Annotated in this window: 20 protein-coding genes and 1 pseudogene; 12 read left to right on the top strand and 9 right to left on the bottom strand. The window is 72.1% G+C overall.

Translation table 11 applies throughout. The features are described 5' to 3' along the window. Window positions 1-4 precede the first annotated feature (4 nt). Window positions 5-3,289, bottom strand: coding sequence for a S41 family peptidase (locus ACN6LM_RS08545; RefSeq protein ID WP_445064669.1), 3,285 nt, complete (start codon window positions 3,287-3,289; stop codon window positions 5-7). 163 nt (window positions 3,290-3,452) lie between these two features. On the opposite strand from ACN6LM_RS08545, the gene ACN6LM_RS08540 reads away from it, so the two are divergent. Further along, entirely contained in the window at window positions 3,453-4,025 is a 573-nt protein-coding gene (locus ACN6LM_RS08540) for a TetR/AcrR family transcriptional regulator (RefSeq protein ID WP_445064668.1), read from the top strand. Between the two features lie 124 nt (window positions 4,026-4,149). Further along, complete coding sequence (locus ACN6LM_RS08535; RefSeq protein WP_445064667.1) at window positions 4,150-6,378, top strand: MMPL family transporter; 2,229 nt, start codon at window positions 4,150-4,152, stop codon at window positions 6,376-6,378. A gap of 153 nt (window positions 6,379-6,531) precedes the next feature. Here the strand turns inward: ACN6LM_RS08535 and ACN6LM_RS08530 are convergent, their stop codons facing one another. Continuing rightward, window positions 6,532-6,918, bottom strand: a complete 387-nt coding sequence (locus ACN6LM_RS08530; RefSeq protein ID WP_445064666.1) for an SsgA family sporulation/cell division regulator — start codon at window positions 6,916-6,918, stop codon at window positions 6,532-6,534. 199 nt (window positions 6,919-7,117) lie between these two features. Here ACN6LM_RS08530 and ACN6LM_RS08525 point away from each other — a divergent pair, with 199 nt between their 5' ends. The 7 genes from ACN6LM_RS08525 (at window position 7,118) to ACN6LM_RS08495 (ending at window position 13,523) form a co-directional block, all read left to right on the top strand. Continuing rightward, window positions 7,118-8,179: an energy-coupling factor ABC transporter permease gene (locus ACN6LM_RS08525; RefSeq protein ID WP_445064665.1), complete on the top strand. Its 1,062-nt coding sequence runs from the start codon at window positions 7,118-7,120 to the stop codon at window positions 8,177-8,179. Between the two features lies 1 nt (window position 8,180). Then, entirely contained in the window at window positions 8,181-8,942 is a 762-nt protein-coding gene (gene cbiQ / locus ACN6LM_RS08520) for a cobalt ECF transporter T component CbiQ (RefSeq protein ID WP_445064664.1), read from the top strand. Then, the gene (locus ACN6LM_RS08515; protein WP_445064663.1) at window positions 8,939-9,712 is read left to right on the top strand and encodes an energy-coupling factor ABC transporter ATP-binding protein; all 774 of its coding nucleotides are present in this window, start codon (window positions 8,939-8,941) and stop codon (window positions 9,710-9,712) included. The genes cbiQ and ACN6LM_RS08515 overlap by 4 nt, the downstream gene beginning before the upstream one ends. A gap of 66 nt (window positions 9,713-9,778) precedes the next feature. Next, the gene (locus ACN6LM_RS08510) at window positions 9,779-10,939 is read left to right on the top strand and encodes a serine hydrolase domain-containing protein (protein ID WP_445064684.1); all 1,161 of its coding nucleotides are present in this window, start codon (window positions 9,779-9,781) and stop codon (window positions 10,937-10,939) included. A gap of 77 nt (window positions 10,940-11,016) precedes the next feature. Continuing rightward, entirely contained in the window at window positions 11,017-11,799 is a 783-nt protein-coding gene (locus ACN6LM_RS08505; protein ID WP_445064662.1) for an SDR family NAD(P)-dependent oxidoreductase, read from the top strand. An 84-nt stretch (window positions 11,800-11,883) separates the two neighbouring features. Next, window positions 11,884-12,447: an RNA polymerase sigma factor gene (locus ACN6LM_RS08500; protein WP_445064661.1), complete on the top strand. Its 564-nt coding sequence runs from the start codon at window positions 11,884-11,886 to the stop codon at window positions 12,445-12,447. Continuing rightward, entirely contained in the window at window positions 12,444-13,523 is a 1,080-nt protein-coding gene (locus ACN6LM_RS08495) for a CU044_5270 family protein (protein ID WP_445064660.1), read from the top strand. Before ACN6LM_RS08500 ends, ACN6LM_RS08495 begins: the two co-directional genes overlap by 4 nt. A gap of 215 nt (window positions 13,524-13,738) precedes the next feature. On the opposite strand, the gene ACN6LM_RS08490 is transcribed toward ACN6LM_RS08495, so the two are convergent. After that, window positions 13,739-14,143 (bottom strand): MerR family transcriptional regulator, encoded by a 405-nt coding sequence (locus tag ACN6LM_RS08490; protein ID WP_445064659.1) that lies wholly within the window; start codon window positions 14,141-14,143, stop codon window positions 13,739-13,741. A 268-nt stretch (window positions 14,144-14,411) separates the two neighbouring features. Between ACN6LM_RS08490 and ACN6LM_RS08485 the strand changes: the two genes are divergently transcribed. Further along, window positions 14,412-15,152: an MBL fold metallo-hydrolase gene (locus tag ACN6LM_RS08485; RefSeq protein ID WP_445064658.1), complete on the top strand. Its 741-nt coding sequence runs from the start codon at window positions 14,412-14,414 to the stop codon at window positions 15,150-15,152. Window positions 15,153-15,363: 211 nt separating this feature from the next. On the opposite strand, the pseudogene ACN6LM_RS08480 reads toward ACN6LM_RS08485, so the two are convergent. The 4 genes and pseudogenes from ACN6LM_RS08480 to ACN6LM_RS08465 form a co-directional block, all read right to left on the bottom strand. Next, a pseudogene (locus ACN6LM_RS08480) lies at window positions 15,364-15,714 on the bottom strand (DoxX family protein); the annotation flags it as partial. Continuing rightward, entirely contained in the window at window positions 15,602-17,359 is a 1,758-nt protein-coding gene (locus ACN6LM_RS08475) for a discoidin domain-containing protein (protein WP_445064657.1), read from the bottom strand. The pseudogene ACN6LM_RS08480 and the gene ACN6LM_RS08475, both read right to left, overlap by 113 nt. 143 nt (window positions 17,360-17,502) lie before the next feature. Next, window positions 17,503-18,603, bottom strand: coding sequence for a DUF1996 domain-containing protein (locus ACN6LM_RS08470; protein WP_445064656.1), 1,101 nt, complete (start codon window positions 18,601-18,603; stop codon window positions 17,503-17,505). Between the two features lie 153 nt (window positions 18,604-18,756). After that, the gene (locus tag ACN6LM_RS08465; protein WP_445064655.1) at window positions 18,757-19,647 is read right to left on the bottom strand and encodes a LysR family transcriptional regulator; all 891 of its coding nucleotides are present in this window, start codon (window positions 19,645-19,647) and stop codon (window positions 18,757-18,759) included. 91 nt (window positions 19,648-19,738) lie between these two features. Here ACN6LM_RS08465 and ACN6LM_RS08460 point away from each other — a divergent pair, with 91 nt between their 5' ends. Continuing rightward, on the top strand, window positions 19,739-20,662 hold the full coding sequence (locus ACN6LM_RS08460; RefSeq protein ID WP_445064654.1) for an EamA family transporter: 924 nt from the start codon (window positions 19,739-19,741) through the stop codon (window positions 20,660-20,662). Beyond that, a complete protein-coding gene (locus ACN6LM_RS08455; RefSeq protein ID WP_445064653.1) occupies window positions 20,659-21,291 on the top strand; it encodes an NAD(P)-dependent oxidoreductase in 633 nt (210 codons plus the stop codon). The genes ACN6LM_RS08460 and ACN6LM_RS08455 overlap by 4 nt, the downstream gene beginning before the upstream one ends. A gap of 7 nt (window positions 21,292-21,298) precedes the next feature. Here ACN6LM_RS08455 and ACN6LM_RS08450 read toward each other — a convergent pair whose 3' ends face one another. After that, entirely contained in the window at window positions 21,299-22,948 is a 1,650-nt protein-coding gene (locus ACN6LM_RS08450) for a penicillin-binding transpeptidase domain-containing protein (protein WP_445064652.1), read from the bottom strand. A 163-nt stretch (window positions 22,949-23,111) separates the two neighbouring features. Continuing rightward, the gene (locus tag ACN6LM_RS08445) at window positions 23,112-24,890 is read right to left on the bottom strand and encodes a dolichyl-phosphate-mannose--protein mannosyltransferase (RefSeq protein WP_445064651.1); all 1,779 of its coding nucleotides are present in this window, start codon (window positions 24,888-24,890) and stop codon (window positions 23,112-23,114) included. Window positions 24,891-24,930: the final 40 nt, after the last annotated feature.

The raw sequence follows: 24,930 nt of genomic DNA, 5'->3' as shown, positions 1-24,930 counted from the left end.
CCCCCTACCTCGGCGGCAGCGGCGGCCGCCTGAGGTCCGGGGCCGTGTCGTACGTCGGCGGGGTCGCCGGAGGATGCGCCGCCAGCAGGTCCAGGGCCGTGCGGACCGCGTCGTCCAGGACCGCGTAGCGGCCCTCCGCCCAGTCCAGCGGGGTGCGCAGCGCCTCCAGGTCCGGTTCGACGCCGCGGTTCTCGACGGACCAGCCGTACGTGTCGAACCAGGCGGCGTTCATCGGCACCGTGATCACCGTGCCGTCGCCCAGGCGGTGGCGGCCGGTCATGCCGACGACGCCGCCCCAGGTGCGCTGGCCGACGACCGGGCCCAGCTTCAGCAGGCGGAACGCGGCCGTGATCATGTCGCCGTCGGAGGAGGTCGCCTCGTCGGCGAGGGCGACCACGGGGCCCCGGGGGGCGTTGGAGGCGTACGAGACGGGCTGGGCGTTGCGGGTCAGGTCCCAGCCCAGGATCGTACGGGTGAGCTTCTCCACGACCAGCTCGCTGATGTGGCCGCCGGCGTTGCCGCGTACGTCCACGATCAGCGCGGGGCGGGACACCTCCATGCGCAGGTCGCGGTTGAACTGGGCCCAGCCGGATCCGCCCATGTCGGGGATGTGGAGGTAGCCGCACCGGCCCCCGCTCAGTTCCCGGACCACCTCGCGGCGCTTGGCGACCCAGTCCTGGTAGCGCAGGGGCCGTTCGTCGACGAGGGGCACGACCGCGATGCGGCGCGGGCGCCCTCCGCCCTCCGCCGGGCGGAAGGTCAGCTCGACCGTCGTGCCGCCCGCCGCCGCCAGCAGCGGGTGGGGCCCGGCGACCGGGTCCACCGGGCGGCCGTCCACATGGGTCAGCACCGCCCCCTCGCGGATGCCCGTACCGGCCAGCGGGGAACGCGCCTTGGAGTCCGAGGAGTCGCCGGGCAGGATGCGCAGCAGGGTCCAGGCGCCGTCCCGGCACGCGAAGTTGGCGCCGAGCAGGCCGATCGCGCGCTGGTAGTGCGGCGGGCCCTCGTTGCGGCGGGCGGGCGACACGTACGCGTGCGAGGTGCCCAGCTCGCCCAGCACCTCGCGCAGCAGGTCCGCGAACTCGTCCGGCGTGGCGACGCGTTCGACCAGGGGGCGGTACTGGTCCAGGACCGCCGTCCAGTCGATGCCGCACATGTCCGGCTCCCAGAAGTACGAGCGGGTGATGCGGCCCGCCTCGTCGTACGCCTGGCGCCACTCCGCCGCCGGGTCCACCTCGTGCAGGATGCGGCGCAGGTCCAGATAGACGGTCGAGTCGTTGTCGCCGGGCTCCGTGGCGGGGACCGCGCGCAGCTCGCCGTCGTCCATCACGACCAGCCGGGAGGCGTCGCCGCTGACCTCGAACCAGTCGAGATGCGGCACGAGTTCGGTCTTCTTCGCCTTGGCGATGCTGAAGTGCTCCAGGGTCGGCCGGCCCGACATGTCCGCCGGGTTGGCGAAGGTCTCGCCGAGCGCCCCCGAGATCGGCCAGCGCAGCCACACCAGCCCGCCGCCGCTGACCGGCGCCAGCGCGGAGTACTTCGAGGCGGAGACCGGGAACGGCGTGACCCGGCTCTCCAGGCCCTCGAACTCGACCGTGACCGTGGACCCCTCCGTCATCCCCGCCTCGGCCGAGTCGACCGGGTCCAGGCCGCCCGCCGCCGGCCGGCCGTCGGGGAGCAGGGCGAAGGGGGACGGGGTCGCCGAGGAGAGCGGGACCAGGTAGGGGCGGCAGCCGAGCGGGAAGGACAGGTCGCCGGTGTGGACGTCGTACACCGGGTCGAAGCCGCGCCAGGACAGGAACGCCAGATAGCGGCCGTCGCCCGTGAACACCGGGTTCTCGTCCTCGAAGCGGCCGTTGGTGACGTCCACGATCGCCGGTTCGCCCGGGCCGCCGATCCGGGCCAGCTTGATCTTGCGCAGCGAGCGGCCGATGCCCGGGTGCGACCAGGTCAGCCAGGCGCCGTCGGGGGAGAAGGCCAGGTCGCGGACGGGCCCGTTGACGGACCGGATCAGCTCGGCCGGCTCCCCCGTGGACGTCTCCTCGTCGGTGTCCAGGAGCAGCAGGCGGCCGTCGTGCGAGGCGATGGCGAGGCGTTCGCCGTCCGGATCGGAGACCATCTCCTGGACCCGGCCGATCCGGCCCCAGGCCAGGCGGCGCGTGGGGCGGTCGCCGCTGGCGCGCGGCAGCTGGGCGATCTCGACCGCGTCCTCGCCCTCCGCGTCGGTGACGTAGGCGACCTGGCCCCCGCTGCCCAGCATCTCCGGCAGCCGCACCCGTACGCCCGGGGTGTCGGAGATGGTGCGGGCGGGCCCGTCGCGGTGCGTGAGCCAGTACAGGCTGCCGCGTACCGACACGGCGCTCGCCCGGCCCGTCTCGTCCACCGACACCGCGTCCACATGGCTCGACGCCGGGACCTGGTACGTACGGCGTCCGGAGCGCGGGCCGCCGAGCCGGACCTCCAGCTTCCGGGGCACGGCGTCGGGCGTCTCCAGGTCGTCCACGAGCCACAGCTCGCCCGCGCACTGGTAGACCACGCGGCGCCCGTCGCTCGCCGCGTGCCGAGCGTAGAACGCGTCGTGGTCGGTGTGGCGGCGCAGGTCCGTGCCGTCCGGGCGGCAGGAGTAGAGGTTGCCGACGCCCTCGTGGTCGGAGAGGAATGCGATCCGGCCGCCCACGAACATCGGGGTGTCGAGGTGCCCGCCGATGTCCGGGAGCAGCCGCTCGCCGTGCAGCCACAGCCGGCCCATGGCCCCGCCCCGGTAGCGCTTCCAGGCCGCCGGTTCGTGCGGCGGGGTGCCGGTGAGCAGCAGGGTGCGGCGCTCGTCCTCGATGTCGGCGATCGCGATGTCGGTGACCGGGCCCCAGGGGAGCTTGCCGCCGGGGCTGCCGTCGGTGGGGACGCTGTAGGCCCAGGAGAAGTAGGAGAACGGCTGGTTGTGCGAGGAGACGGCGAGGATCTGCGCCGCGTCGCCGGGGTCGGGCGTCCAGCCGCAGACCCGGGTGTCGGTGGAGCCCCAGTAGGTGAGCCGGCGGGACGGTCCGCCGGCGACCGGGGCGAGGTGGATCTCGGGGTCGAGGCTGCGCCATGACGTGTACGCGATCCGGGTCCCGTCGGGCGAGAACCGGGGATGGCCGACTCTGGTCCGGTCGGCGGTGACCCGCCAGGCCCGGCCGGGGCGCTCCCCCTCGGCGGCGAGCGGGGCGACCCAGAGGTCGTCCTCGGCCGCGAAGCAGAGCAGATCCTCGTGGAGGTGCGGGAACCGGAGATACGAGACGTCGTCACTCACCCCCCAATGCTTTCCGCGCGAGGGGGGTGCGGCAACTCAGGAGGACCCGCGACTTGTGGCGCGAGCCACAAACGAAACCGTTTCGTTTCGCTCGGCGCGCGAGGTACCGTTCTGCTGTACGAAACGGTTTCGTTCGATGCCTCATCGGACAGGAGGTCGAACCATGGCACGCACACGGCTCACGCCCGAGCGTGAGAGCGAGCTGTACGCCGCCGTGCTCGACCTGCTCCGCGAAGTCGGCTACGACGCCCTCACGATGGACGCCGTCGCCGCCCGTACGCATTCCAGCAAGGCCACCCTCTACCGCCAGTGGGGGAGTAAGCCGGCGCTCGTCGTCACGGCCCTCCGGCACAACAAACCAGGCACCCTCGGCGAGGTCGACACCGGCTCACTGCGCGGTGACTTCCATGCCGTACTCAGCCGCAGTGACGACTGTCAGATGGAGAAGGACGCCGCGCTGATGCGGGGTCTGAGCCATGCCGTCCACGACAACCCCGACCTCCTGCAGGCCCTGCGCGAACTACTGATCGAACCGGAGATGACCGGTCTCGACACGCTGCTGCGCCGGGCCGTGGACCGGGGAGAGGTGAGCCCGGACAACCCGGCGCTCCGCTACGTACCGCACATGCTGGTGGGCGCCGTCGCCACCCGGCAGCTGGTCGAGGACCGCCCCGTCGACCAGGCATTCCTCCTCGATTACGTCGACTCCGTGATCCTCCCCGCTCTCGGCGTCTGACTCCGGGTCCCCGCGCTTTTCCGTACGGCCCCCTCCCCAAGCCCCACCTGACACGCCGCTCTCGTCGTCGGGCTGGTTCCTCACGCCCTTTTCCACTCAACGACCTGACCGGGAGTACGCCCTCGTGGCCACATTCCTCTACAAGCTCGGACGGCTCGCCTTCCGGCGCCGCCGCTATGTCGCCCTGATCTGGGTGGCACTGCTGGCGCTCGCCGGGTTCGGCGCGTCCTCCGCAGCCACCGCGACCTCCAGCTCCTTCTCCATCCCCGGTACGGAGGCCCAGAAGGCTTTCGACCTGCTGGAACAGCGCTTCCCGGCCGCCAGCGCCGACGGCGCCACCGCGCGCATCGTCTTCAAGGCACCCGAGCACGAGAAGATGACGGACGCGGCCAACAAGGCCGAGGTCAACAAGATCACCCGGGAGCTGAAGGAAGGCTCCGGCCAGATCGCCTCGGTCACCGACCCGTACACCGGCGACGCCGTCTCCAAGAACGGCTCCACCGCGTACATCTCGGTCTCGTACAAGGTCAACTCGATGGAGCTGACCGACGCAACCCGGGACGCGCTGGAGGACGCCGGCACCCACGCCCAGAAGAGCGGGATGACCGTGGAGATCGGCGGTGACGCGCTCCAGGTGATGCCGGAGACCGGCGCCACCGAGGTCATCGGCATCGCCCTGGCCGCCGTGGTGCTCGTCATCACCTTCGGCTCGCTCATCGCGGCCGGGCTGCCGCTGCTCACCGCCCTGATCGGGGTCGGCATCGGTGTCTCGACGATCACCGCCCTGGCCAACGTGCTCGACCTGGGTTCCACCACCTCCACGCTCGCGATGATGATCGGCCTCGCCGTCGGCATCGACTACGCGCTGTTCATCGTCTCCCGCTACCGCGCCGAGCTGGCCGAGGGCCGGGAACGCGAGGAGGCGGCGGGCCGGGCGGTCGGCACGGCCGGGTCCGCGGTCGTCTTCGCCGGGCTCACCGTGATCATCGCCCTCGTCGGCCTGGCCGTCGTCAACATCCCGATGCTCTCCAAGATGGGCTTCGCCGCGGCCGGCACGGTCGCCATCGCCGTGCTCATCGCCCTCACCCTCGTCCCGGCCATGCTGGGCTTCGTGGGCAAGCGCATCCTGGGGCGCAAGGCCCGCAAGGCCGCCGACGCGGAGAACAAGCCCGAGGCGAAGCCGAACATGGGCACCCGCTGGGCCCGGTTCGTGCTGCGCAAGCCGGTCTGGGTGCTGCTCGTCGGCGTCCTGGGCCTCGGCGCCATCGCCGTACCGGCCGCCTCGCTGGAGATGGGCCTGCCGGACGACGGCTCCCAGCCCACCAGCACCACTCAGCGCCGCGCCTACGACCTGCTCTCCGACGGCTTCGGCCCCGGCTTCAACGGGCCGCTGCTCGTCGTCGTGGACACCGAGCACAGCGCGGACGGCAAGGCCGCGGCCAAGCAGGTCGGCGACGAGATCGCCGGTATCAAGGGCGTCGTCGCCGTCACTCCGGCCTCGTTCAACAAGGCCGGCGACGCGGCGATGATCACCGTCGTCCCGAAGGACCGCCCCAGCTCCGTCGAGACGGAGAACGTGGTCCACGCGATCCGCGACGCGGGCAAGGACATCAAGTCCGACACCGGCGCCGAGGTGCTGGTCACCGGCTCCACCGCGATGAACATCGACTTCTCGCAGAAGATGAACGACGCGCTGCTGCCCTACCTGGCGCTCGTGGTCGGGCTCGCCTTCCTGCTGCTGATGGTGGTCTTCCGGTCGGTGCTGGTGCCGCTGAAGGCGGCGCTCGGCTTCCTGCTCTCGGTCGTCGCGGCCCTGGGCGCGGTCGTCGCGGTCTTCCAGTGGGGCTGGCTCGGCTCGCTCTTCGGGGTGGAGCAGACCGGTCCGATCATGTCGATGATGCCGATCTTCATGGTGGGCGTGGTCTTCGGCCTCGCGATGGACTACGAGGTCTTCCTCGTCACGCGGATGCGTGAGGCGTACGTCCACGGCGAGAAGCCCGGCCAGGCCATCGTCACCGGCTTCAAGCACGGGGCGCGGGTCGTCACGGCCGCCGCCGTGATCATGATCGCGGTGTTCTCCGGGTTCATCGGCTCCAGCGAGCAGATGATCAAGATGATCGGCTTCTCGCTGGCGATCGCCGTCTTCTTCGACGCGTTCGTCGTCCGCATGGCGATCGTGCCCGCCGTCCTGGCGCTGCTCGGCAAGCGCGCCTGGTGGCTGCCGCGCTGGCTGGACCGCGCGCTGCCCAACGTGGACGTCGAGGGCGAGGGCCTGCGCAAGGAGCTGGACGAGCCGTCGTCCGGCGACGCCGGCCCGGAGTCGGGCGGCGAGCGCGAGCTGATCCGCGTCTGACCCGCGCGGACTGGACTCCGGGGCCGCGTCCGAGCGATGCGCGGCCCCGGGAGCCCGGCGACCTGTGGGGACGGGGGGCCGGGGCGGCGAGAGCCCCCGTGCACGGGTGTGCACGGGGGCTCTCGGTGTGTCAGGAGGTGTGTCGGGAGGACGTCAGGCGCGGGCGGTCTCCGGCTTCGACGCCTCGCGGTGCGGCGCCTCGTGGTGCTGCGGCGCCTCCTGATGCGTACGGCGCAGGAAGCGGACCAGCGGGGCGCAGTCGAACTGGACGACGTCGACGCCGGCCGTGTCGTGCCGCTCCACGACCACCTGGACCCTGCCGCACGGCCATATCCGCCAGCCGTCCTGCTCGACCGGGTAGCGCAGCCCGCGCTCCAGGAGTTCGCGCTCGACGGACCACTCCGTGCCGCCCGGGTAGGCGATGCGGACCGCCGCGGGGGAGTCCGCGCTGTCGAACCGCAGCTCGACCGGGACGACGGGCAGGTCGCGGGCGTCGGTGACGAGCCGGGCACGGGCATGGTCATGGATCACGGAGGACATGGGCCGACTCTCCATCCTGCTTCTGCAACTTTGTTATCCAATGTCCCATATTTTACGTAAAGGGCACTTTGAAAGCCCTCTGCAATTGTGGGGGACGTGCTCTTGCGAACGTTTCGCAACAAGGTCCTATCATTGAGAGGTTCACGACCCCGCGCACCCGGCGCAGCAACGCGAGAACGCAGGAAGCGGAGCCCCCCCCATGCATGTACCCGACGGATTCATCAACGCACCTGTCTCCGCCGTCGCGGGCGTCGTCGCCGCCGGTGCCGTCGCCGTCAGCCTGAAGGGGGCCCGGCGCGAACTCGACGAGCGGACCGCGCCGCTGGCCGGGCTCGTCGCCGCCTTCATCTTCGCCGTGCAGATGCTGAACTTCCCCGTCGCGGCCGGGACCAGCGGCCACCTGCTCGGCGGCGCGCTGGCCGCGATACTCGTCGGACCGTATACGGGCGTGCTCTGCATATCCGTCGTCCTGCTGATGCAGGGCATCCTCTTCGCCGACGGCGGACTCACCGCGCTCGGCGTCAACATCCTCGACATGGGCGTCGTCACCACCGTCGTCGCGTACGCCCTCTTCCGCGGCCTGCTCGGCGTGCTGCCGCGCACCCGGCGCTCCGTGACCGCCGCCTCGTTCGTCGCCGCGCTCGTCTCCGTACCGGCCGCCGCCTGCGCCTTCACGCTGATCTACTGGATCGGCGGGACCACGGACATCCCGATCGGCAAGGTCTTCACCGCCATGGGCGGCGTCCACGTCCTCATCGGCATCGGCGAGGCCGTGATCACCGCGCTCACCGTCGGCGCCGTCGTCGCCGTCCGCCCCGACCTGGTCCACGGCGCGAAGGGCCTCGCCGCCCCGCTCAAGCTCCGCGTCGACGGCGAACTGGTCGACGCCGCCCCGGCCCCCGCCCGCGAGCCCGCCCCCGCCGGGCACCGCCCGACCCGCGGCCTCTGGGTCACCGGCCTGGTCACCGCCCTCGTGCTCGCCGGGTTCGTCTCCTTCTACGCCTCCGCCGACCCGGACGGCCTGGAGAAGGTCGCCGCCGACCAGGGCATCGACAAGGAGGCCGAGGAGCACGCCACCGCGGACTCCCCGCTCGCCGACTACGGCGTCAAGGACGTCTCCGACGCCCGGCTCTCCGGCGGCCTCGCCGGCGTGATCGGCGTCGGCGCCACCCTGGTCGCGGGCAGCGGCGCCTTCTACGTGGTCTCGCGCCGCCGCCGTACGCAGGGCGAGGCCGACACCCGTACCGAGGAGAAGGTCTGACATGGGCGCCGGCCACGCCCACAAGCTCTACCGGCACGGGCACTCACCGGTCCACGACCTGCCGCCGCACTGCAAGCTCGCCGCCGTCTTCTGCTTCGTCGTGGTCGTCGTCTCCACCCCGCGCGAAGCCGTCTGGGCCTTCGGGCTCTACGCGCTGCTCATCGCGGGCGTCACCGCGCTCGCCCGCATCCCGGTCGGCTTCCTGCTCAAGCGGCTGCTGATCGAGGTGCCGTTCGTCGCGTTCGCCGTGCTCATGCCGTTCGTCGTGCCCGGCGAGCAGACCCACGTCCTCGGCCTCTCCGTCAGCGTCCCCGGCCTCTGGGGGGCCTGGAACGTGCTGGCCAAGGGCACGCTCGGGGTCGCCGCGTCCGTGCTCCTCGCCTCCACCACCGAGCTGCGCGAGCTGCTGCTCGGCCTCCAGCGCCTCAAACTGCCGCCGCTGCTCGTCCAGATCGCGTCCTTCATGATCCGGTACGGCGACGTGATCACCGACGAGATGCGCCGCATGTCCATCGCCCGCCGCTCCCGGGGCTTCGAGGCGCGCGGCGTACGGCACTGGGGCGTCCTCGCCAAATCGGCCGGGGCCCTGTTCATCCGCTCCTACGAGCGCGGCGAACGCGTCCACCTCGCGATGGTCAGCCGGGGCTACGCGGGCACCATGCCCGTCATCGACGAGGTGACCGCCTCGCGCACCCAGTGGGCGTACGCCTCGGCCCTCCCGCTGCTCGCCCTCGCCGTGTGTCTGGTGGGATGGACCGTATGAGCCCCGACCCCGCCCCCGTACCGCCCTCCCTGGAGGTCAGCGGCCTCGCCTACGCGTATCCCGACGGCCACCAGGCGCTCTTCGGCGTCGACCTGACCGTCGGGCGCGGCGAACGCGTCGCGCTCCTCGGCCCGAACGGCGCCGGCAAGACGACCCTCGTCCTCCACCTCAACGGCATCCTGGAGGCGGGCGCCGGATCGGTGCGCGTCGCCGGACTGCCGGTCGACAAGCGGAACATGGCCGAGATCCGCCGCCGCGTCGGCATCGTCTTCCAGGACCCCGACGACCAGCTCTTCATGCCCACCGTCCGCGAGGACGTCGCCTTCGGACCCGCCGCCGGGGGACTGCGCGGCGCGGAGCTGGAGGAGCGGGTCATGGAGGCGCTGAAACAGGTCGGCATGGAGGAGTACGCGGGCCGGCCGCCGCACCACCTCTCCTTCGGGCAGCGCCGCCGCGTCGCCGTCGCCACGGTCCTCGCCATGCGCCCGGAGATCCTGGTCCTGGACGAGCCCTCCTCCAACCTGGACCCGGCGTCGCGGCGCGAACTCGCCGACATCCTGCGCTCCCTGGACGTCACCGTCCTGATGGTCACGCACGACCTGCCGTACGCCCTGGAGCTGTGCCCCCGCGCGGTGATCCTCAGCGAAGGGGTCATCGCCGCCGACGACCGCACCCAGGACCTCCTCTGCGACGAGCCCCTGATGCGCGCCCACCGCCTGGAACTCCCCTACGGCTTCGATCCGCGTTCCGTGACGGTGAATTCCGGGTGACCCGCCCCACCTCCCACCTGCGGCGCCGTGCACCATGGGGGGATGAGCGGGAGTGCGGCAGCAGGGGTGGACGTACGCGGCACGGCGGCGCCCGGATTCGAAGCGGTCCGGGAAGCCTTCGTCCGTAACTTCGAGCAGCGCGGGGACCGGGGGGCGGCGGTCGCCGTCTACCGGCACGGGCGCAAGGTGGTCGACCTGTGGGCCGGCACCAGAGACGTGGACGGCGCCGAACCCTGGGCCGTCGACACCGTCCAGGTCGTCCGCTCCGCCGGCAAGGGCATCGCCGCGGCCGTCCCGCTGCTGCTCCACCAGCGCGGCCAGATCGACCTGCACGCCCCGGTCTCCACGTACTGGCCGGAGTTCAAGGCGAACGGCAAGGAACGCGTCCTCGTCCGCCACCTCCTCGCCCACCGGGCCGGCGTCCCGGCCCTGGACCGGCCGCTGACCCCGGAGGAGGCCGCGGACGGCGCGAGCGGGGCGCACGCCGTCGCCGCCCAGGCCCCGGCCTGGGAGCCCGGCACCGCGCACGGCTACCACGCGCAGACCTTCAGCTGGCTCATCGGCGAACTCGTACGCCGCGTCACCGGGCGCACCGTCGGCCGCTGGGTCGCCGAGGAGATCGCCCGCCCGCTCGGCCTCGACTTCTGGTTCGGCATCCCCGACGACGAGGCCCACCGGGTCGGCCGGATCGGGCCCGTCGAACCACCCGCCACCGAGAACACCGGGGCGCTGCGGATGCGCCCGAAGCGGTCCGTCGTGGACGCCTACCGCGACCCGGAGTCGCTGACCCGGCGGGCGTTCGGCGCGATCGACCCGCTGCCCGACGAGAACGACCCCGGCTACCGGGCCGCCGAACTCCCCGCGTCCAACGGCACCGCGACCGCGCGCGGCCTGGCCCGCTGCTATGCCGCGATGATCGGCCCGGTCGACGGCCAGCGGCTCTTCGCCCCGGCGACCCTCACGCTCGCCCGCACCGAGGAGTCGGCGGGCCCGGACCAGGTCCTCGTCGTCAACACCCGCTTCGGCCTCGGCTACATGCTCCACGGCCCGGCCAGCCCGCTCCTCGCGCCCGGCTCCTTCGGACACCCCGGCCGGGGCGGCTCGCTGGGCTTCGCGGACCCCGAGTCGGGGATCGCCTTCGGGTACGTGACCAACGGCCTCCAGAAGGGAGTGACGGCCGACCCCCGGGCGCAGGCGCTGGTACGGGCGGTGCGGTCGGCGTTGTGACTGCCGGGCGTGCCGGGGGAGTTGCCGCCAGCCGCCCCCCGGGCCCGGGTCCTGGTGCGCGCGGTACGGTCGGCGGCATGACTCCTGCGCGCTTCGACGGATACGGCGTCCTCATCACCGGTGCGGGCCGGGGCATCGGCGCCGCCACCGCCCGCCTGATGGCAGCGGAGGGCGCCCGCGTCCTCGTCACCGACCTCGACGGGGAGCGGGCGGAGACCGTGGCGGCGGAGATCCGGGGCGGCGGCGGCACGGCCGAGGCGCGGGCCTGCGACGTGGCGGACCGGGCGGCGGTCGAGGCGGCGGTGGCGTACGCCGTGGAGACCTTCGGCGGGCTCGACGTCCTCGTCAACAACGCGTACTCCTGCAACGTCGACAGCACGCTCTTCGAGGACGAGCCGGACGAGACCTGGCACCGCGACCTCGACATCACGCTGGGCGGCGCCTACCGGTGCTCGCGCGCAGCGATGCCGCACCTCGCCGCGTCCGGGCGGGGCGCGATCGTCTCCATCGGCTCCGTCAACGGCGTGCAGGACTTCGGCAACCACGCCTACAGCGCCGCGAAGGCGGGCCTCGCGAGCCTCACCCGCACCCTCGCCGGCCACGCGGGCCCGCGCGGCGTCCGGGCCAACCTCGTCGTCCCCGGCACGATCCGCACCGACGCCTGGACGGGCCGCGAGGCCGAACTGGACCGGGTCGCCCCGCTCTACCCGCTCGGCCGGGTCGGCGAACCGGAGGACATCGCGAAGGCGGTGGCGTTCCTCGCGTCGTCGGACGCGGAGTGGATCACGGGCACGTCGCTGTGCGTGGACGGCGGGCTGACCGCGGTGAACACGGGGTTCCGGGCGACGGTTTCGGAGTAGCCGGAGCCGCCCGCGAACGGTTGAGGCCCTCCTGTGCAAGTACGGGGTGAGACCGCCGCCCGGCGGTCCCGGACAGGAGACCTTATGGACCCGGACGAGGACCTGCTCGCCCGTTCCGCGCGGGAGCCCACCGCCTTCGAGCCGCTGGTCGCCCGGCACTCGACCGCCCTGCACGGCTACCTCGTACGCCGCGCCCCGGCCGCCGCCGACGACCTGCTCTCCGAGGTGTGGCTCCAGGCGTACGCCCACCGCGCGACGTTCGACGCCGCGCGCGGCTCAGCCCGGGGCTGGCTGTTCGGCGTCGCCCGCAACGTGCTGTCCCGCCACCGGCAGACCACGGCGCGCGCGGCCGCCCGCAGCGGGCAGCAACCCGACGCCGTGACGGCCGACCCGTGGCAGGCGGTCGATCAGCGCCTGGACGCGGCCTCGGTGGCCCCGGAGCTGCGCCGCAGACTCGCCGAACTCCCCGCTGCGGAGCGCGAACTGCTGGTGCTCGTGGCCTGGGAGCAGCTCACCCCCGCCGAGGCGGCCGCCGCCGTCGGCATCCCCGCCGGAACCGCCCGTTCCCGCCTGCACCGGGCCCGCGCCCGCCTGCGCGACGGACTGACCGGCCCCACCCGTACGACCCTGACGGGAGACTTCGCATGACGCACGAGAACCACCCCACGGACCTGCTCGACTTCCCCGGCGCCGCCGCCCTGGAGCGCGCCGGCCGCACCGAACCCCTCGACCCGGCGGTCCAGGCCCGCGCGCACTCGCTGGTCCTGGAGGCCATCGCGGCGGACGCCTCGGCCCCGGTCGCCGCCCCGCGCTTCGGCCGCCGCCGGGTGCTCGCGCTCGCGGCCGCGGTCGCGGCGGTGGCGGTGGGCGCGGCGGTCCTCCCGGTCACCGACTTCGGGGGCGACGGCCCGGCGGCGAGCGCGTCGGCATCGGAGGTGTTCACGAGCATGGCGGACCACCTCACGGTCTCCAAGGGCGCCCACGGCGGGATGATCACCGGGCAGATCAGGTCCTCGGCGTACTGGAAGAGCACGGTGGAGTCGTGGGTCGAGGGCGGGAAGCCCCGAGTGGACACGCGCTACCTGAGCCATAACTCGGTGACCATCATGACCGCGGACGGACGGACCTTCACCAAGGCGATTCCCGGGCGCGCCAGCTGGCCGGTCGGCAAGGGGAGGGTGACCTGGGAGGGCCTCGCCGGCCTGCCCACCGAGCCCGACGCACTGCGTCGCAGACTGGCCGCGGGCTCCCACGGGGCCGACGACGCCGCCCAGCAGACCGTCCAGCAGGCCGGCCAGCTGCTGACCGACGCCCCCCTCTCCCCCGAGCTGCGCGCCGCGATCTTCCGTGTCCTGGCGAAGACTCCCGGGGCCACGGTGGAGGAGGGCGCGAAGGACGCGAAGGGCCGCGCCGGCACCCGCATCTCCTGGAAGTGGGCCAAGCGCTTCACCGAAAAGAACCCGAAGGACTGGGGCTTCTGGCCGAACTACTACGTGGACAGCCCCAAGGACGCGGACAGCCCGAAGGGGACGGACAGCCCGAAGGGGACGGACACCCCCACCGGATTCAAGCTCGAGTCCGCCCCGGCCCTCCGCCCGAACTGGATCGTCTCCCCGTCCGACGGCCGCCTCCTGGAGGTCAACCACGACCCCGACGACAACGCCGGCCACATCGTCCAGCGCGAGACGTACCTGAGCACGGGCCCGGCGAAGACGACGGGCTGAGCGGCGCACGCGGCGGGCTTCAGTATTTCCAGGACGGATGCCGCGAGGAACCGGGGACGCCCGGCCACCAGGGCGCCCCCGGCCCGTCATGGTCACCGGTCCCACGGGCCCCCGTTATCACCCCGACAGGGTGCTTCACCTGGGTAGTGCCGGACAGCCCGCCTCGTGAAAGCGCGCGTTCACCACGGCCGTGCCGCAAGCGTTCTCATGCCGTGTCACTGGGTGATCGCCGACCGCGCGCCCCGTTCCACCAGGGCGGAACACTCCGGACAGTCGGAGATGACCGGGTGTACGCAGTGCACCAAGTGGGCCAGGAACCGGTCAGCCAGTTCGAGGTTCGTGATGTGTTCGGCGATCCGGGCGCGCTTCGCGTTGACCAGGCCTATGCGGTCGGCTCGTTCCCCCACGGCGAGTTCACCGATTTCGGCGAGTGACAGCCCTGCCCGCCGGCCGATTTGGATGAGCCGGGCCCGGCCGACGGTCTGGTCGTCGTAGACGCGGTGCCCGGAGGGCAGCCGGCGCGGGGTGAGCAGTCCGATGTCCTCCCAGTGTCGGAGGACATGGGTGGCCACCCCGAGCAGGGCAGCCGCATCGCCGATCTTCAACTCCACTGCGGACATCGCACTCCTTTACTTCAGGTCGGCCTGAAGTTATACCGTCCCGCCATCGAACCCACCACCCGATCGCGAGAGGGACAGGGCTGCCATGTCCGACGCTGTGAGATCACCGACGCTGGCCGCGTGCTGTGGCGCGGTCGCAAGCCTGGCCACGGGTCTTGTACGTCCCCGACGCCGCGACCAGCGGTTTCTGCGCAGCTTGACCGACGCGGGGCTACCGGACACGGCGGTGTCGGTCACCGTGTCCGCACTGAGACAGGTGCCACGGTCCGTGCCCACCGCACTGATCGTGGAGGGGCTGCGGCAACCGCGGCGCATCGCGAATGCGCTGCAGTCGTTCGTGATCACCCACCCGGAATCGACGTTCATCGTGGATCCGGGGGTCTGCCTGGATGTCGGCAGCCGCGCCGTTGCGGAATTGCCGCCGTTCCTGCGGGTCGCGGTGCGTCCCCCGGCGGACACCGTCGCCACCATTACCGCGCTGCGTGAGTGGCCGGGTTCCGGCCTGGACTTCGCGCTGCCGACGCACACGCATTGGGACCACGTCAGCGGACTCCTGGATCTTCCCGAACTGCCCGTACATCTGCACCGCCGCGAACACGACTGGGTCGTGCGGGGCTCGATCGCGCCCGTGGGTGGCGTCCGCGAGGCCCTGCGCGGCCGGGGCATCGTCTCGTACGAACTGGACGGCCCGCCGATCCTCACTTTTGCCGCCAGCCACGACCTCTTCGGCGACGGTTCCGTCGTGCTCGTCGACCTCGCGGGGCACACCCCTGGCAGCGTGGGAGTTCTGGCGCACACGGCAGCGGGCTGGGTGCTGCTCGCCGGCGACGCCGCCTGGCACACCGAACAGATCGGCCTCATCCGGCAAAAGGCCGGCTACCCCGGCAAGCTCGCCGACGAGGACCGGCACGAGACCTTCCGGACGCTGCACCGCCTGCACGCTGTCAAGGACCGGGTCACGATCATCCCGACGCACGACCACCGCGCGGCCCAGCAGCTGCCGACTTGATCACTCGGAGGGACTCCTGCGGGCACACAGGCTCTGTCGAGGAGTCTCGTGGTCACCGCGAGCACCGGGTTCTCCGCGCGCGCCCCAACGCCGACCGGCCCCCCAGGGGCAGTCCCAGGGGGCCGGTCGCGGCGTGGCCGTTCCCTCAAACGGGGACGCCGAGGTGGGCTTCCTGCTGCCGGGGCAACGGCTGCCCGGCGCGGGTCACCGCGAAGGCGGCCGTGCGTGTGCCGAGGCCGAGGGTGACCAGGAGGCCGGCGGCGAGTTGGACGACCGCCGCGTACCAGCCGGGCCAGGTGCCCGCCCGGAGGGTGTCACGGCCCAGCACGCCGAAGAGCGAGGCGACGCCGTGGCAGGTGAACAGCGACCCGATGACGATGCGGAACAGGCCGAGCAGGTAGGGCCGGGCGCGGTCCAGGTGAGCAGTCATCATGAGTGCCGTCCTCCGGTCAGCTGTAGACGCCGAACTCGTACAGCGAGTAGCCCCAGCCCGTGCCGCGCGCGGTGCCGTTGACGCGGACGTAGCGGCCGGTGCCGGTGACGTCGAGGTCGTCGATGTCACCGTTGCCGTCGGTCACGGTCTTGATCGTCGTCCAGTTCCGGCCGTCCTCCGACGTCTGGATCTCGTAGCCCTTGGCGTACGCCGGGTCCCACGCCAGCTGCACGTGCTTGATGGCCGTGGAGGTGCCGAGGTCGACCTGGAGCCACTGCGGGTCGCTCCAGTCGCTGGCCCAGCGGGTGTCGGACTTGCCGTCCACCGCGTTGTCCGCGCCGCACGGGCAGCCGCCGGTCGGGTCCGTCTGGAAGGAGGAGGCCGTTGCGGGCTTGCCCCGGGAGACGTTGGTGCCGTCGACCTTCGGCGGGATCACCTTGAGGGACTTGGTCTCGATGCCCACGTTGCCGTGGCCGTCCCTGGCCTTCACGTAGACCTTGTAGACGCCCGTCCTGCTCGGCGCCTTCGCGGTGAGCGTGCCGTCGCCGTTGTCCTTGGTCTCGGCGGGGACCAGGGCCTTGTTCTGGTCGATGTAGTTGCTGCTGAACAGGACCTGGTACGTGATGGCGTCGCCGTCCGGGTCCGTGGTGTGCGTGCTGACGCGCACGTCGGAGCCGGTGGGGACGCCCTCGGTGGCGTTGTCGACGGTCATGCCGGAGATCACCGGCGGGGTGTTGTCACCGGAGGTGTCCGCGCCGTACGCCTTCTTCACCGCGTAGTACGAGAGCCGCTTCTCGCCGCCCGGCAGCAGGTTGAACCAGACGCCGCCGAAGTCGTCCTCGGTGCCGTAGTGGAACATCGTGGCGCCCAGGGCCACCCCGGTGTGGCCGGTGACACAGCCCCACGCCTTGGTGTAGCCCTCGGCCTTCGCGGCGTCGGTGGGCTCGTCCGGTACGCCGTTGGCGTCGTCGTCCACCTCCCACTCGCCGGCCGGGCCGGTCTCCGTGACGATGTACGGCTTGTCGTAACCGCCCTGCTCCCAGTCCGACTTGACGTTGCAGACGGCGTCGTAGGAATTGACCGCGTAGAGGTCAAGGTCCGGGGCGTTCTTCTTGTAGTACGGCCAGGCGCCGGTCCACGCGTCGGTGGAGGTGACCGGGTGGTTCGGGTCCACCTCGTGGATCTTCTTCGCGATGTCGTTGACGAAGGAGGTGTACGCGTTGCGCTGGGCCTCCAGTTCGTCGCCGCCGTAGCAGTTCTGCAGGCCGAGCGTGGACTCGTTGCCCACGTTCCACATCAGCACGCCGGGGTTGTCCTTGTAGGTGTCGACCCACTTCGGGAACTCGGCGAGCATGTCGTTCTTGTACTGCGTGTCCGTGAGGTAGTTGACGCAGCCGCCGCTGCCGGGGCCGCCGCCGGGCTGGAGCCAGAAACCGGCGATCACCTTGACGCCGTTGGCGGCCGCCGTGTCGAACAGCGGCTTGCTGGTGGCGTCCGTGCCCCAGGTGCGGATCGTGTTGACGCCCATCGACGCCAGGTCCGGCAGATACTTCCCGGCGTCCGCGACCGACGGGCCCCAGGTGAGGCCCTTGACCGTATACGGCGAACCGTCCACGGTCAGCTGCCAGTCGCCCTGCGAACCGGTGACCTTCACGACGTTGCCGGCTGCCTGTGCCGCCGGTGCCTGGAGGGCGAGCAGTCCGCCGCCGAGGAGGGCGGCAGCCGCGAGCGGGGCCATCAGGCGCCGGGTGGTGCGGGTGGGGGGACGGTGCATGTGTCGCTCCTTGCGTGTGGGGGAAGTTGGGGGGATGCGGGGTGGGGTCGCGCGCGGTCCGGGGCCTCCGCGATCTTGGAGAGCGCTCTCCGGTGGGGGCCGAAAAAAGGCCCCGGACCTGTGGGGTGCGCGCGCGTCGCCGGCTACGGCAGTTCGTAGTTCCCGTCGAGCACCGCGCCCTTGCCGGGGTGGTTCTCGTCGTAGCCGTGCGGGTCGCACTGGAGGCCGCCCTTGATGCAGTGGGTGACCATCGCGTCCAGCGTGGCGGTGTCCCAGGCGTTCATGAAGTCGTAGTGGAACGAGTAGCCCGCCCCGCTCGCCAGCCTCACCTGGGACATGTCGCCGTTGACCGGCCACGCCATCTTGAACTCGATCATCGGCAGCGCGACCGGGTGGTCCGCCGGGCAGGAGTTGTAGTTGGCGCCGCCCGCCACGGGGTACGCCATGTGGCTCTTGTGGTCCGGCGTGTCCAGGTGGATGCCGTCCCAGCAACTCGGCGCCTGGAGGCGCAGGTTGAGCTGCACCTCCCGGCGGTCCGGGCAGGACGCGGGGAAGTCGTAGTTCTTGAACGAGTCACCGCACTCCCAGCCCTCGACGGTGCCCTTCAGGTTCTTGAACTCCTCCTTGGTCTGCATCGGGCTGCCGACGACGAAGCGCAGGCCCTTGGGGAAGGGGCGGACGCTGCGGTAGTCGGTGACGCCCGCCTTGTAGTAGATGGTCTGGACGCCGTCGGGGAGGATCTTCTGGTCCCCCTTGAACAGGCTCGGCATCCAGTACGCCGACTTGTCACCGGGCGCCAGGCACGTGGTGTTGCCCGTCTCCAGCGAGGCGGCCGTGGTGTTGGCGTTGGTCGTGGTGTTGCCCATGAACGTGTGGTCGTGGGACTTGCCGGGCTGGCCCGGGTAGACGATCGGGTCGTCCGGCGCGGTGTGCGTGGGGGCGCACTTGGCCTGGAACTCGTGGAAGTACGCCTGCGGCGGTACGTCCATCGAGGGGGTGACCCCGGTGACCGGCGGGTTGGCCATGATGTAGCCGTCCCCGTCCGGGTCGTCGCCCGACGCCTGGGTGGACGCCGGCATGCCGGGCATCCCGGGCATCGAGTACGCCGCGTGCTCGGTGTGGGCGGCGGCGCCCGTCTCGGGGGCCGCGTTCGCCGTCGCGGCGATCCCGGCGATCCCGGCCGTGGTCAGGCTCAACGAGGTGAACAAGAGCAGTCCGGTGAGGGTTCTGGACCTCCGTGGCATGGAGAGACCTCCTGCGCGTCGTGGGGGAGTGCGGGGGTGGAGGAGAGCGCCCGGCCGGGAGGACGGAAGCATTGCGGGGATTGTCGGAGAGCGCTCTCCCGTTGGGAGTGTTCCGTCCCTGACAAGAGCGTGTCAATACTTCGTGTCGTCCCTTCATGAGCCGTCGCCGTCCGTTACGGGGATGCCGAGCACCCCCAGGAACGCCGTTGTGGCAGGGGTGCGGCCGGAGCGGCTCCAGGCCGCGTGCTGGACGCGGACCGGCGCGTCGGACACCTCGACCGCGACGATGCCGGGGAGCCGGTCGGCGTACGCCGGGGGCAGCATCGCCACCGCCAGGCCGGGGGCGACGAGGCTCGCGATGTAGTCCGCGGTGGTGACCTCGAAGGCGACGTCCCGGAGGAGTCCGGCGGCGGCGAACGCCTGGTCGGTCTGGGCGCGTCCGGCCGTGCCCGCCGGGAAGTCCACGAACACCTCGGAGGCGAGTCTCCGCAGGTCCACGGAGGGGGCCCCGGCCAGCGGATGGTCCGGGGCGACCACGGCGACGAGCCGGTCGCGGGCCAGTTCGTGGCGGCCGACGCCCCGCGGCCCGGCGCTCGCGGGCAGCCCGAGGAAGGCCACGTCGAGGGTGCCCTCGCGGACCTGCTCGACCAGCTCGTCGCTGGCGCCCACGCGCAGGCTGACGCGGACGTGGGGGTGGCTCCGGCGGAAGTCGCCCAGGGCGGCCGGGATGTCGACGGCGGTGACCGTCGGGATCAGGCCCACCGCGAGCCGGCCGCGCACCTCGCCGACCGCCGCCGCGACCTCGGCGGCGGCGCGGTCGGCGGCCTCCAGGCACTGGCGGGCGGCCGGCAGGAACGCCTCACCGGCCGGGGTGAGCCGCACCCGGCGGGTGGTCCGTTCGAAGAGCCGCCCGCCCAGCTCCCGCTCCAGACGGGCGATCTGATGGCTCAGGGCCGACTGCACGACGAGGCACCGCCCGGCAGCCCGGGTGAAACTGCCGGTCTCGGCCACGGCGATCACGTAACGCATCTGCTGAAGCTCCATGGGTGCATCGTCCATTCATCGCGGATCGAGATCAATGAGGTGATGAGCATGTGTTGGACTCATCAATGGCTCCGGCCCGAGACTTCGAGACATGACAAGCCGACCCACGCGGGGGGCTGCCGGGGCGCTGCCCCGTACCGCCCTGACCGCGCTCGCTCCGGCGGTGTGGGGCACGACCTACATCGTCACCACGGAGTTCCTGCCGACCGGACACCCGCTGTTCGCCGGTCTCCTGCGCGCCCTGCCCGCCGGTCTCCTCGCCCTCGCCGTCACCCGCACGCTGCCGCGCGGCGCCTGGTGGGGGAAGGCCGCGGTGCTCGGGGTGCTGAACATCGGGCTCTTCCTGCCGCTGCTGTTCATCGCGGCGGAACGGCTGCCGGGCGGTGTGGCCGCCACGCTCGGCGCCGCGCAGCCGCTCGTCGTCGCCGTCCTCGCGGTGGCCGTCCTGCGCCGGCCCTTCTCCGTCCGGCCCCTGTTGTGGGGCGTTACGGGGGTGCTGGGCGTCGGTCTCGTGGTCATCGGGCCCGGGGCGGGGCTGGACGCCGCCGGGGCGGCGGCCGGTCTCGCCGGGGCGGTCACGATGGGGCTCGGGGTGACGCTCACCAAGCGGTGGGGGCGGCCCGAGGGCGTCGGCCCGCTCGCCTTCACGGGCTGGCAGCTCACCGCCGGGGGCCTCTTCCTGGCGCCGGTGGCCTTCCTGGCCGAGGGCGCGCCGCCCGCGATCGACGGCCGCGCCGCGCTCGGCTACCTCTGGCTGGGCCTGATCGGCGGGCTGCTCACGTACGCGCTGTGGTTCCGGGGGATCGGCGCGCTGCCGGTGACCTCGGTCGCCGTCCTCGGCCTGCTCTCGCCGCTCGTCGCGGCCGGCCTGGGCGCGCTCGTCCTCGGCCAGACCCTCGGCCCGGTCCAGCTGGCGGGCTTCGCGCTCGCCCTGGCGTCGATCGTCGGGGGCCAGCTCCCGGGCCGCGCCCCTGTCGTCCTCCCCACTCCCGTACCGGAAAGGACCTCTCGATGAGGATCGCCGTTCTCGGGGCCGCAGGCATGGCCGGCTCCCGCGTCGTCACCGAAGCCGCGCACCGGGGCCACGCGCTCCTCGCGGTGTACCGCTCGACCCGCCCGGACACCCTGCCGCCCGGCGTCACCCCGGTGGCGGGGGACGCGGACGACACCGACGCGATGTGCGCCCTGTTCGAGGGTGTCGACGCCGTGGTGGCCGCGACCCGCCCGCCCGTGGGGCGCGAGCACACGATCACGGCGACGACGACCGCGCTGCTCGACGCGGCGGCGAAGACCGGGACGCGCGCCCTGGTGATCGGCGGCGCGGGCCCGCTGGCGGTCCCCGGGCACCCGGGGCGGCTGGTGCTGGACGACCCCGCGTACGTCCCGCCCCAGTGGCGCGCGGTGGCCGCCGCCGGCGCCGCCCAGCTCGCCGCCTGCCGGGCGCACGAGGCCGACTGGACCTACCTGAGCCCGCCGGCCGTCCTGGAGCCGGGCCCCCGCACGGGTGCGTACCGCCGGGGCACGACGACCCTCCTCACCACGGAGGACGGCACGTCCCGCATCTCGGCGGAGGACCTGGCGTCGGCGGTCCTGGACGAGCTGGAACGGCCGTGCGGGGAGCGGCACTTCACGGTGGGCTACTGAGCCGGGCTCACGACCCCGCCCGCAGGACCTCCGCGACGACCGGGCCCGCCGCGTCGCCGCCGTGGCCGCCGGACTGGACCAGGGCCGCGGCGGCCAGGTCGTTGCTGAAGCCGGTGAACCAGCTGTCGGAGGTCGCGTGTCCGTCGATCTCCGCCGAGCCCGTCTTGGCGCCCTTGTCGCCGCGCACGTTCGCCATGGCCTCGGTCGCGGTGCCCTCGGGGGCGGTCGCGGTGTAGCGCAGCATCTCCGTCAGCTGCGACGAGACCCCGGGCGGCAGCGGGCTCGCGACGGCGAAGGTCCGGTTGTCCAGGTCCTTGGGGACGATGTACGGCTGCAGGAACCGGCCCTTCACCGCGGTGGCGGTCACCGAGGCCATGTTGAGCGGGTTCATCTCGATCTTGCCCTGGCCGATGAACGAGGCGGCCGTCTCGGCGTCCTGGGACGCGGGGACGCTGCCGTCGACCGTGACCATGCCCGACTGCCAGTTCTGGCCGATACCGAAGTACTGCTTGGCCTCGTTGCCCAGCGCGGTGTCGCGCTTGTCGCCCAGGGGCAGCACCGGCTTGATGAACGCGGTGTTGCAGGACCGGGCGAACGCCGTCTTCAGCGTGGCGCTCGGCATCGAGAAGTTGTTCAGGTTGTGGAAGGTGACCCCCAGCCAGGGCACGGACGACGGGCACTTGACCGGGGCGTTCGCACTGCCCAGGCCGTTCTGGATGATCATCGCGGCGGTGATGATCTTCATCGTGGAGCCGGGGGCGACCTTGCCCTTCCGGGCCGCGTCGAAGCCGTCGGCCCGGTTGTTCGCGATGGCCCGGATCGCCCCCGTCGACGGTTCGACCGCGGCGACCGACGCCTCCGCGAACTTCTTCACGCCCCGCTCGGCCGCCGCCTGGATCTTCGCGTCGATCGTCGTCCGCAGCTTGCCGGACTTGCCCTTGACCAGGGTCAGCAGCGTCTTGTCCGCGCCGTCGGCGTTCGCGCTGTTGATCCAGGTCTCGATGCCCGTCGTGCCGCCGGCCTCCTCGCCGTACTTCTTGCGCAGCTCGTCCAGGATGCCGCCGAGCGACGGGTACTTCTCCCTGGTGAGCACCTGCCCGTTGCGGTCGAGTGCCTCGATCGACGCGGTGGAGGACTCGCCCGTCTCCAGCGACTCGCCCTTGGCGAGGTCCGGGTGGATGACGGAGGGCTCCCAGTCGACCAGCGGGCGCCCGGTGGTCAGTCCGCGTACGACGGTGAGCTTCGAGGCGTACGACCAGGACTTCGTCGCGCCCTTGTACGAGACCGTCGCCTTCACGGTGTACGGGACCGTCGAGCCCGCCGCCCTGCCCGGGGTGATCACCGCCTTGGTGACGTGCGCCGTGTCGCTGTAACCGGTCAACGCGGTCTCCGCGTCGGCCTTGTTGTTGGTGAGCGCCGCCGCGGCCGCCGCCTCGCCCTCCGCCCACGCGGCGAGGAACTTCTTCGACGTGTCGGCGATCTCCTCCCCGGTGACCGGGCCCGACCTCACCTCGGAGGAGTCGGCGGCCGTGCTCGTACCGCCGCCGACACCGCTGTCCCCGAGGCCGTCCAGGATGTTGTACGCCCCGTAGCCCACCCCGCCCAGGACGAGCGCGAACACCCCGCCGACTATGCCTACCTTCGCTCCACTGCGCATTCCCTGCTGTCCCCATCCCCCGGAGCTTCTTGAACACGTTCAAGAACGTTGTACGGGGCACCCTACGGGACCGCGGTGACGGGAGTACCGGTTGTTATCGGAATGCGACGCGGACATGGCATGAATGGAGGCGGACTTGGCGTGAATGGTGGGGTCGGGCCCCTCAGATCCAGGTGTCCAGCCACATCCGGTCGCGCCAGGAGTCCTCCGGGATCGGCGTCCCCGTGAACAGCGGCCAGAAGTAGATGAAGTTCCAGATGATCAGCAGCACCAGCACACCGGCCGCCACCGCCCCCAGCGTCCGCCGCCGTTCCCCCGAGGGATCGGGCTTGGCCAGCCCGAGTTCGTACCGGGGCCCCGTCTCCGCCGCCGGCCCCAGCATCGCGCCGATCATCATCGACACCGCCAGGCACAGGAACGGCACGAACACGACCGCGTAGAACAGGAAGATCGTGCGCTCCTGGTACAGGAACCACGGCACCCACCCCGCCGCCACCCCGCACGCGATCGCGCCCGCCCGCCAGTCGCGGCGGAACACCCAGCGCCACAGCACGTACACCAGGGCGAAGCAGGCCGCCCACCACAGCAGCGGCGTCCCGATCGCCAGCACCTCGCGGGAGCACTTCCCGGTCACCGACTCCGCGCAGCCGTTCTGCTCCTCGTAGAAGTACGAGACGGGCCGGCCCAGCACGATCCAGCTCCACGGATTGGACTGGTACGTGTGCCCGGACGTCAGGTGCACATGGAAGTCGTACACCTGGTGCTCGTAGTGCCACAGGCTGCGCAGCCAGTCCGGCAGCCAGGTCCAGTTGCCGCCCTTGCCGTCGGTCGTCGCCCAGTCCCGGAAGTAGCCGTGCCGGTCCGGCGAGTTCCGGACGATCCAGCCCGTCCAGGACGCGAGGTACGTGACCAGCGCGACCGGGACCACCGAGACGAACGCCGGGAGCACGTCCCGCAGCAGCACCGCCGTGTACGGGCGCACGGCCCCGGCGGTGCGGCGCGCGCCCACGTCCCACAACACCGTCATCAGGCCGAACGCGACCATGATGTACAGGCCGTTCCACTTCGTGGCGGCGGCGAGGCCCAGCGAGACACCGGCGGCGATCCGCCACGGCCGCCACCCCAGGCGCAGGGTCTCCGCGACCCTCGCGTCCGGGCGCAGCACGCCCTCCTCGTCCACCGGCAGCGCCGCCGCGAGCCGTGCCCTGGCCCAGTCGCGGTCCAGCAGCAAACAGCCGAACGCGGCCAGCACGAAGAACATCAGCACCAGGTCGAGCAGCGCGGTGCGGCTCATCACGAAGTGCAGCCCGTCCACCGCGAGCAGCGCGCCCGCCAGGCAGCCGAGGAACGTCGAGCGGAACAGCCGGCGGCCGATCCGGCACAGCATCAGCACCGACAGCGTGCCGAGCACGGCCACCATGAACCGCCAGCCGAAGGGCGTGAACCCGAACATCTGCTCACCGAGGCCGATGATCCACTTGCCCACGGGCGGGTGCACCACGTACCCGGGGTCGGTCGGCACCGCCACCTGCGAGGGGTCGTTCAGGATCAGCTTGTCGACGTCCTTGGGCCACGCGCCCTCGTATCCCTGGTTGATCAGCGCCCAGGAGTCCTTCGCGTAGTACGTCTCGTCGAATATCACCGCGTGCGGGCTGCCCAGCTTCCAGAAGCGCAGCACCCCCGCGACCGCCGCGACCAGCAGCGGACCGCCCCACGCCGACCAGCGCACCAGCCGCTCCGCGAGCAGCGGCGGCACGCCGAGCACCGCCCACAGCTGGTTCCCGGGCCGTGTGTACGGCGGGATCAGCCGCTCCCGCAACCCGATTCCCGGGCGCGGGGAATGGCCGAAGCGGCGCAGCCGCCGCTGCCAGGAGGTCGTCTCCGGGCCGTGCTGTTCCCCGGCGTCTTCGCCCTGCCGGGCTTCGGGCGCAGTACTCGTCACCGCGCCATCGTAGGGAACACGTCTGTGGGAGCGGTGCTCC

The organism is Streptomyces sp. SAS_281, from assembly GCF_052542855.1.
This window is presented reverse-complemented; position numbering and strand designations above follow the sequence as displayed.

Excerpts from the sequence above, each read along its gene's own strand:
- ACN6LM_RS08540 (WP_445064668.1), top strand. The coding sequence starts at position 3,453 with ATGGCACGCACACGGCTCACGCCCGAGCGTGAGAGCGAGCTGTACGCC.
- ACN6LM_RS08515 (WP_445064663.1), top strand. The coding sequence starts at position 8,939 with ATGAGCCCCGACCCCGCCCCCGTACCGCCCTCCCTGGAGGTCAGCGGC.
- ACN6LM_RS08475 (WP_445064657.1), bottom strand. The coding sequence starts at position 17,359 with ATGCACCGTCCCCCCACCCGCACCACCCGGCGCCTGATGGCCCCGCTC.
- ACN6LM_RS08505 (WP_445064662.1), top strand. The coding sequence starts at position 11,017 with ATGACTCCTGCGCGCTTCGACGGATACGGCGTCCTCATCACCGGTGCG.
- ACN6LM_RS08525 (WP_445064665.1), top strand. The coding sequence starts at position 7,118 with ATGCATGTACCCGACGGATTCATCAACGCACCTGTCTCCGCCGTCGCG.
- ACN6LM_RS08530 (WP_445064666.1), bottom strand. The coding sequence starts at position 6,918 with ATGTCCTCCGTGATCCATGACCATGCCCGTGCCCGGCTCGTCACCGAC.
- ACN6LM_RS08460 (WP_445064654.1), top strand. The coding sequence starts at position 19,739 with ATGACAAGCCGACCCACGCGGGGGGCTGCCGGGGCGCTGCCCCGTACC.
- ACN6LM_RS08465 (WP_445064655.1), bottom strand. The coding sequence starts at position 19,647 with ATGGAGCTTCAGCAGATGCGTTACGTGATCGCCGTGGCCGAGACCGGC.
- ACN6LM_RS08455 (WP_445064653.1), top strand. The coding sequence starts at position 20,659 with ATGAGGATCGCCGTTCTCGGGGCCGCAGGCATGGCCGGCTCCCGCGTC.
- ACN6LM_RS08450 (WP_445064652.1), bottom strand. The coding sequence starts at position 22,948 with ATGCGCAGTGGAGCGAAGGTAGGCATAGTCGGCGGGGTGTTCGCGCTC.
- ACN6LM_RS08490 (WP_445064659.1), bottom strand. The coding sequence starts at position 14,143 with ATGTCCGCAGTGGAGTTGAAGATCGGCGATGCGGCTGCCCTGCTCGGG.
- cbiQ (WP_445064664.1), top strand. The coding sequence starts at position 8,181 with ATGGGCGCCGGCCACGCCCACAAGCTCTACCGGCACGGGCACTCACCG.
- ACN6LM_RS08470 (WP_445064656.1), bottom strand. The coding sequence starts at position 18,603 with ATGCCACGGAGGTCCAGAACCCTCACCGGACTGCTCTTGTTCACCTCG.
- ACN6LM_RS08500 (WP_445064661.1), top strand. The coding sequence starts at position 11,884 with ATGGACCCGGACGAGGACCTGCTCGCCCGTTCCGCGCGGGAGCCCACC.
- ACN6LM_RS08495 (WP_445064660.1), top strand. The coding sequence starts at position 12,444 with ATGACGCACGAGAACCACCCCACGGACCTGCTCGACTTCCCCGGCGCC.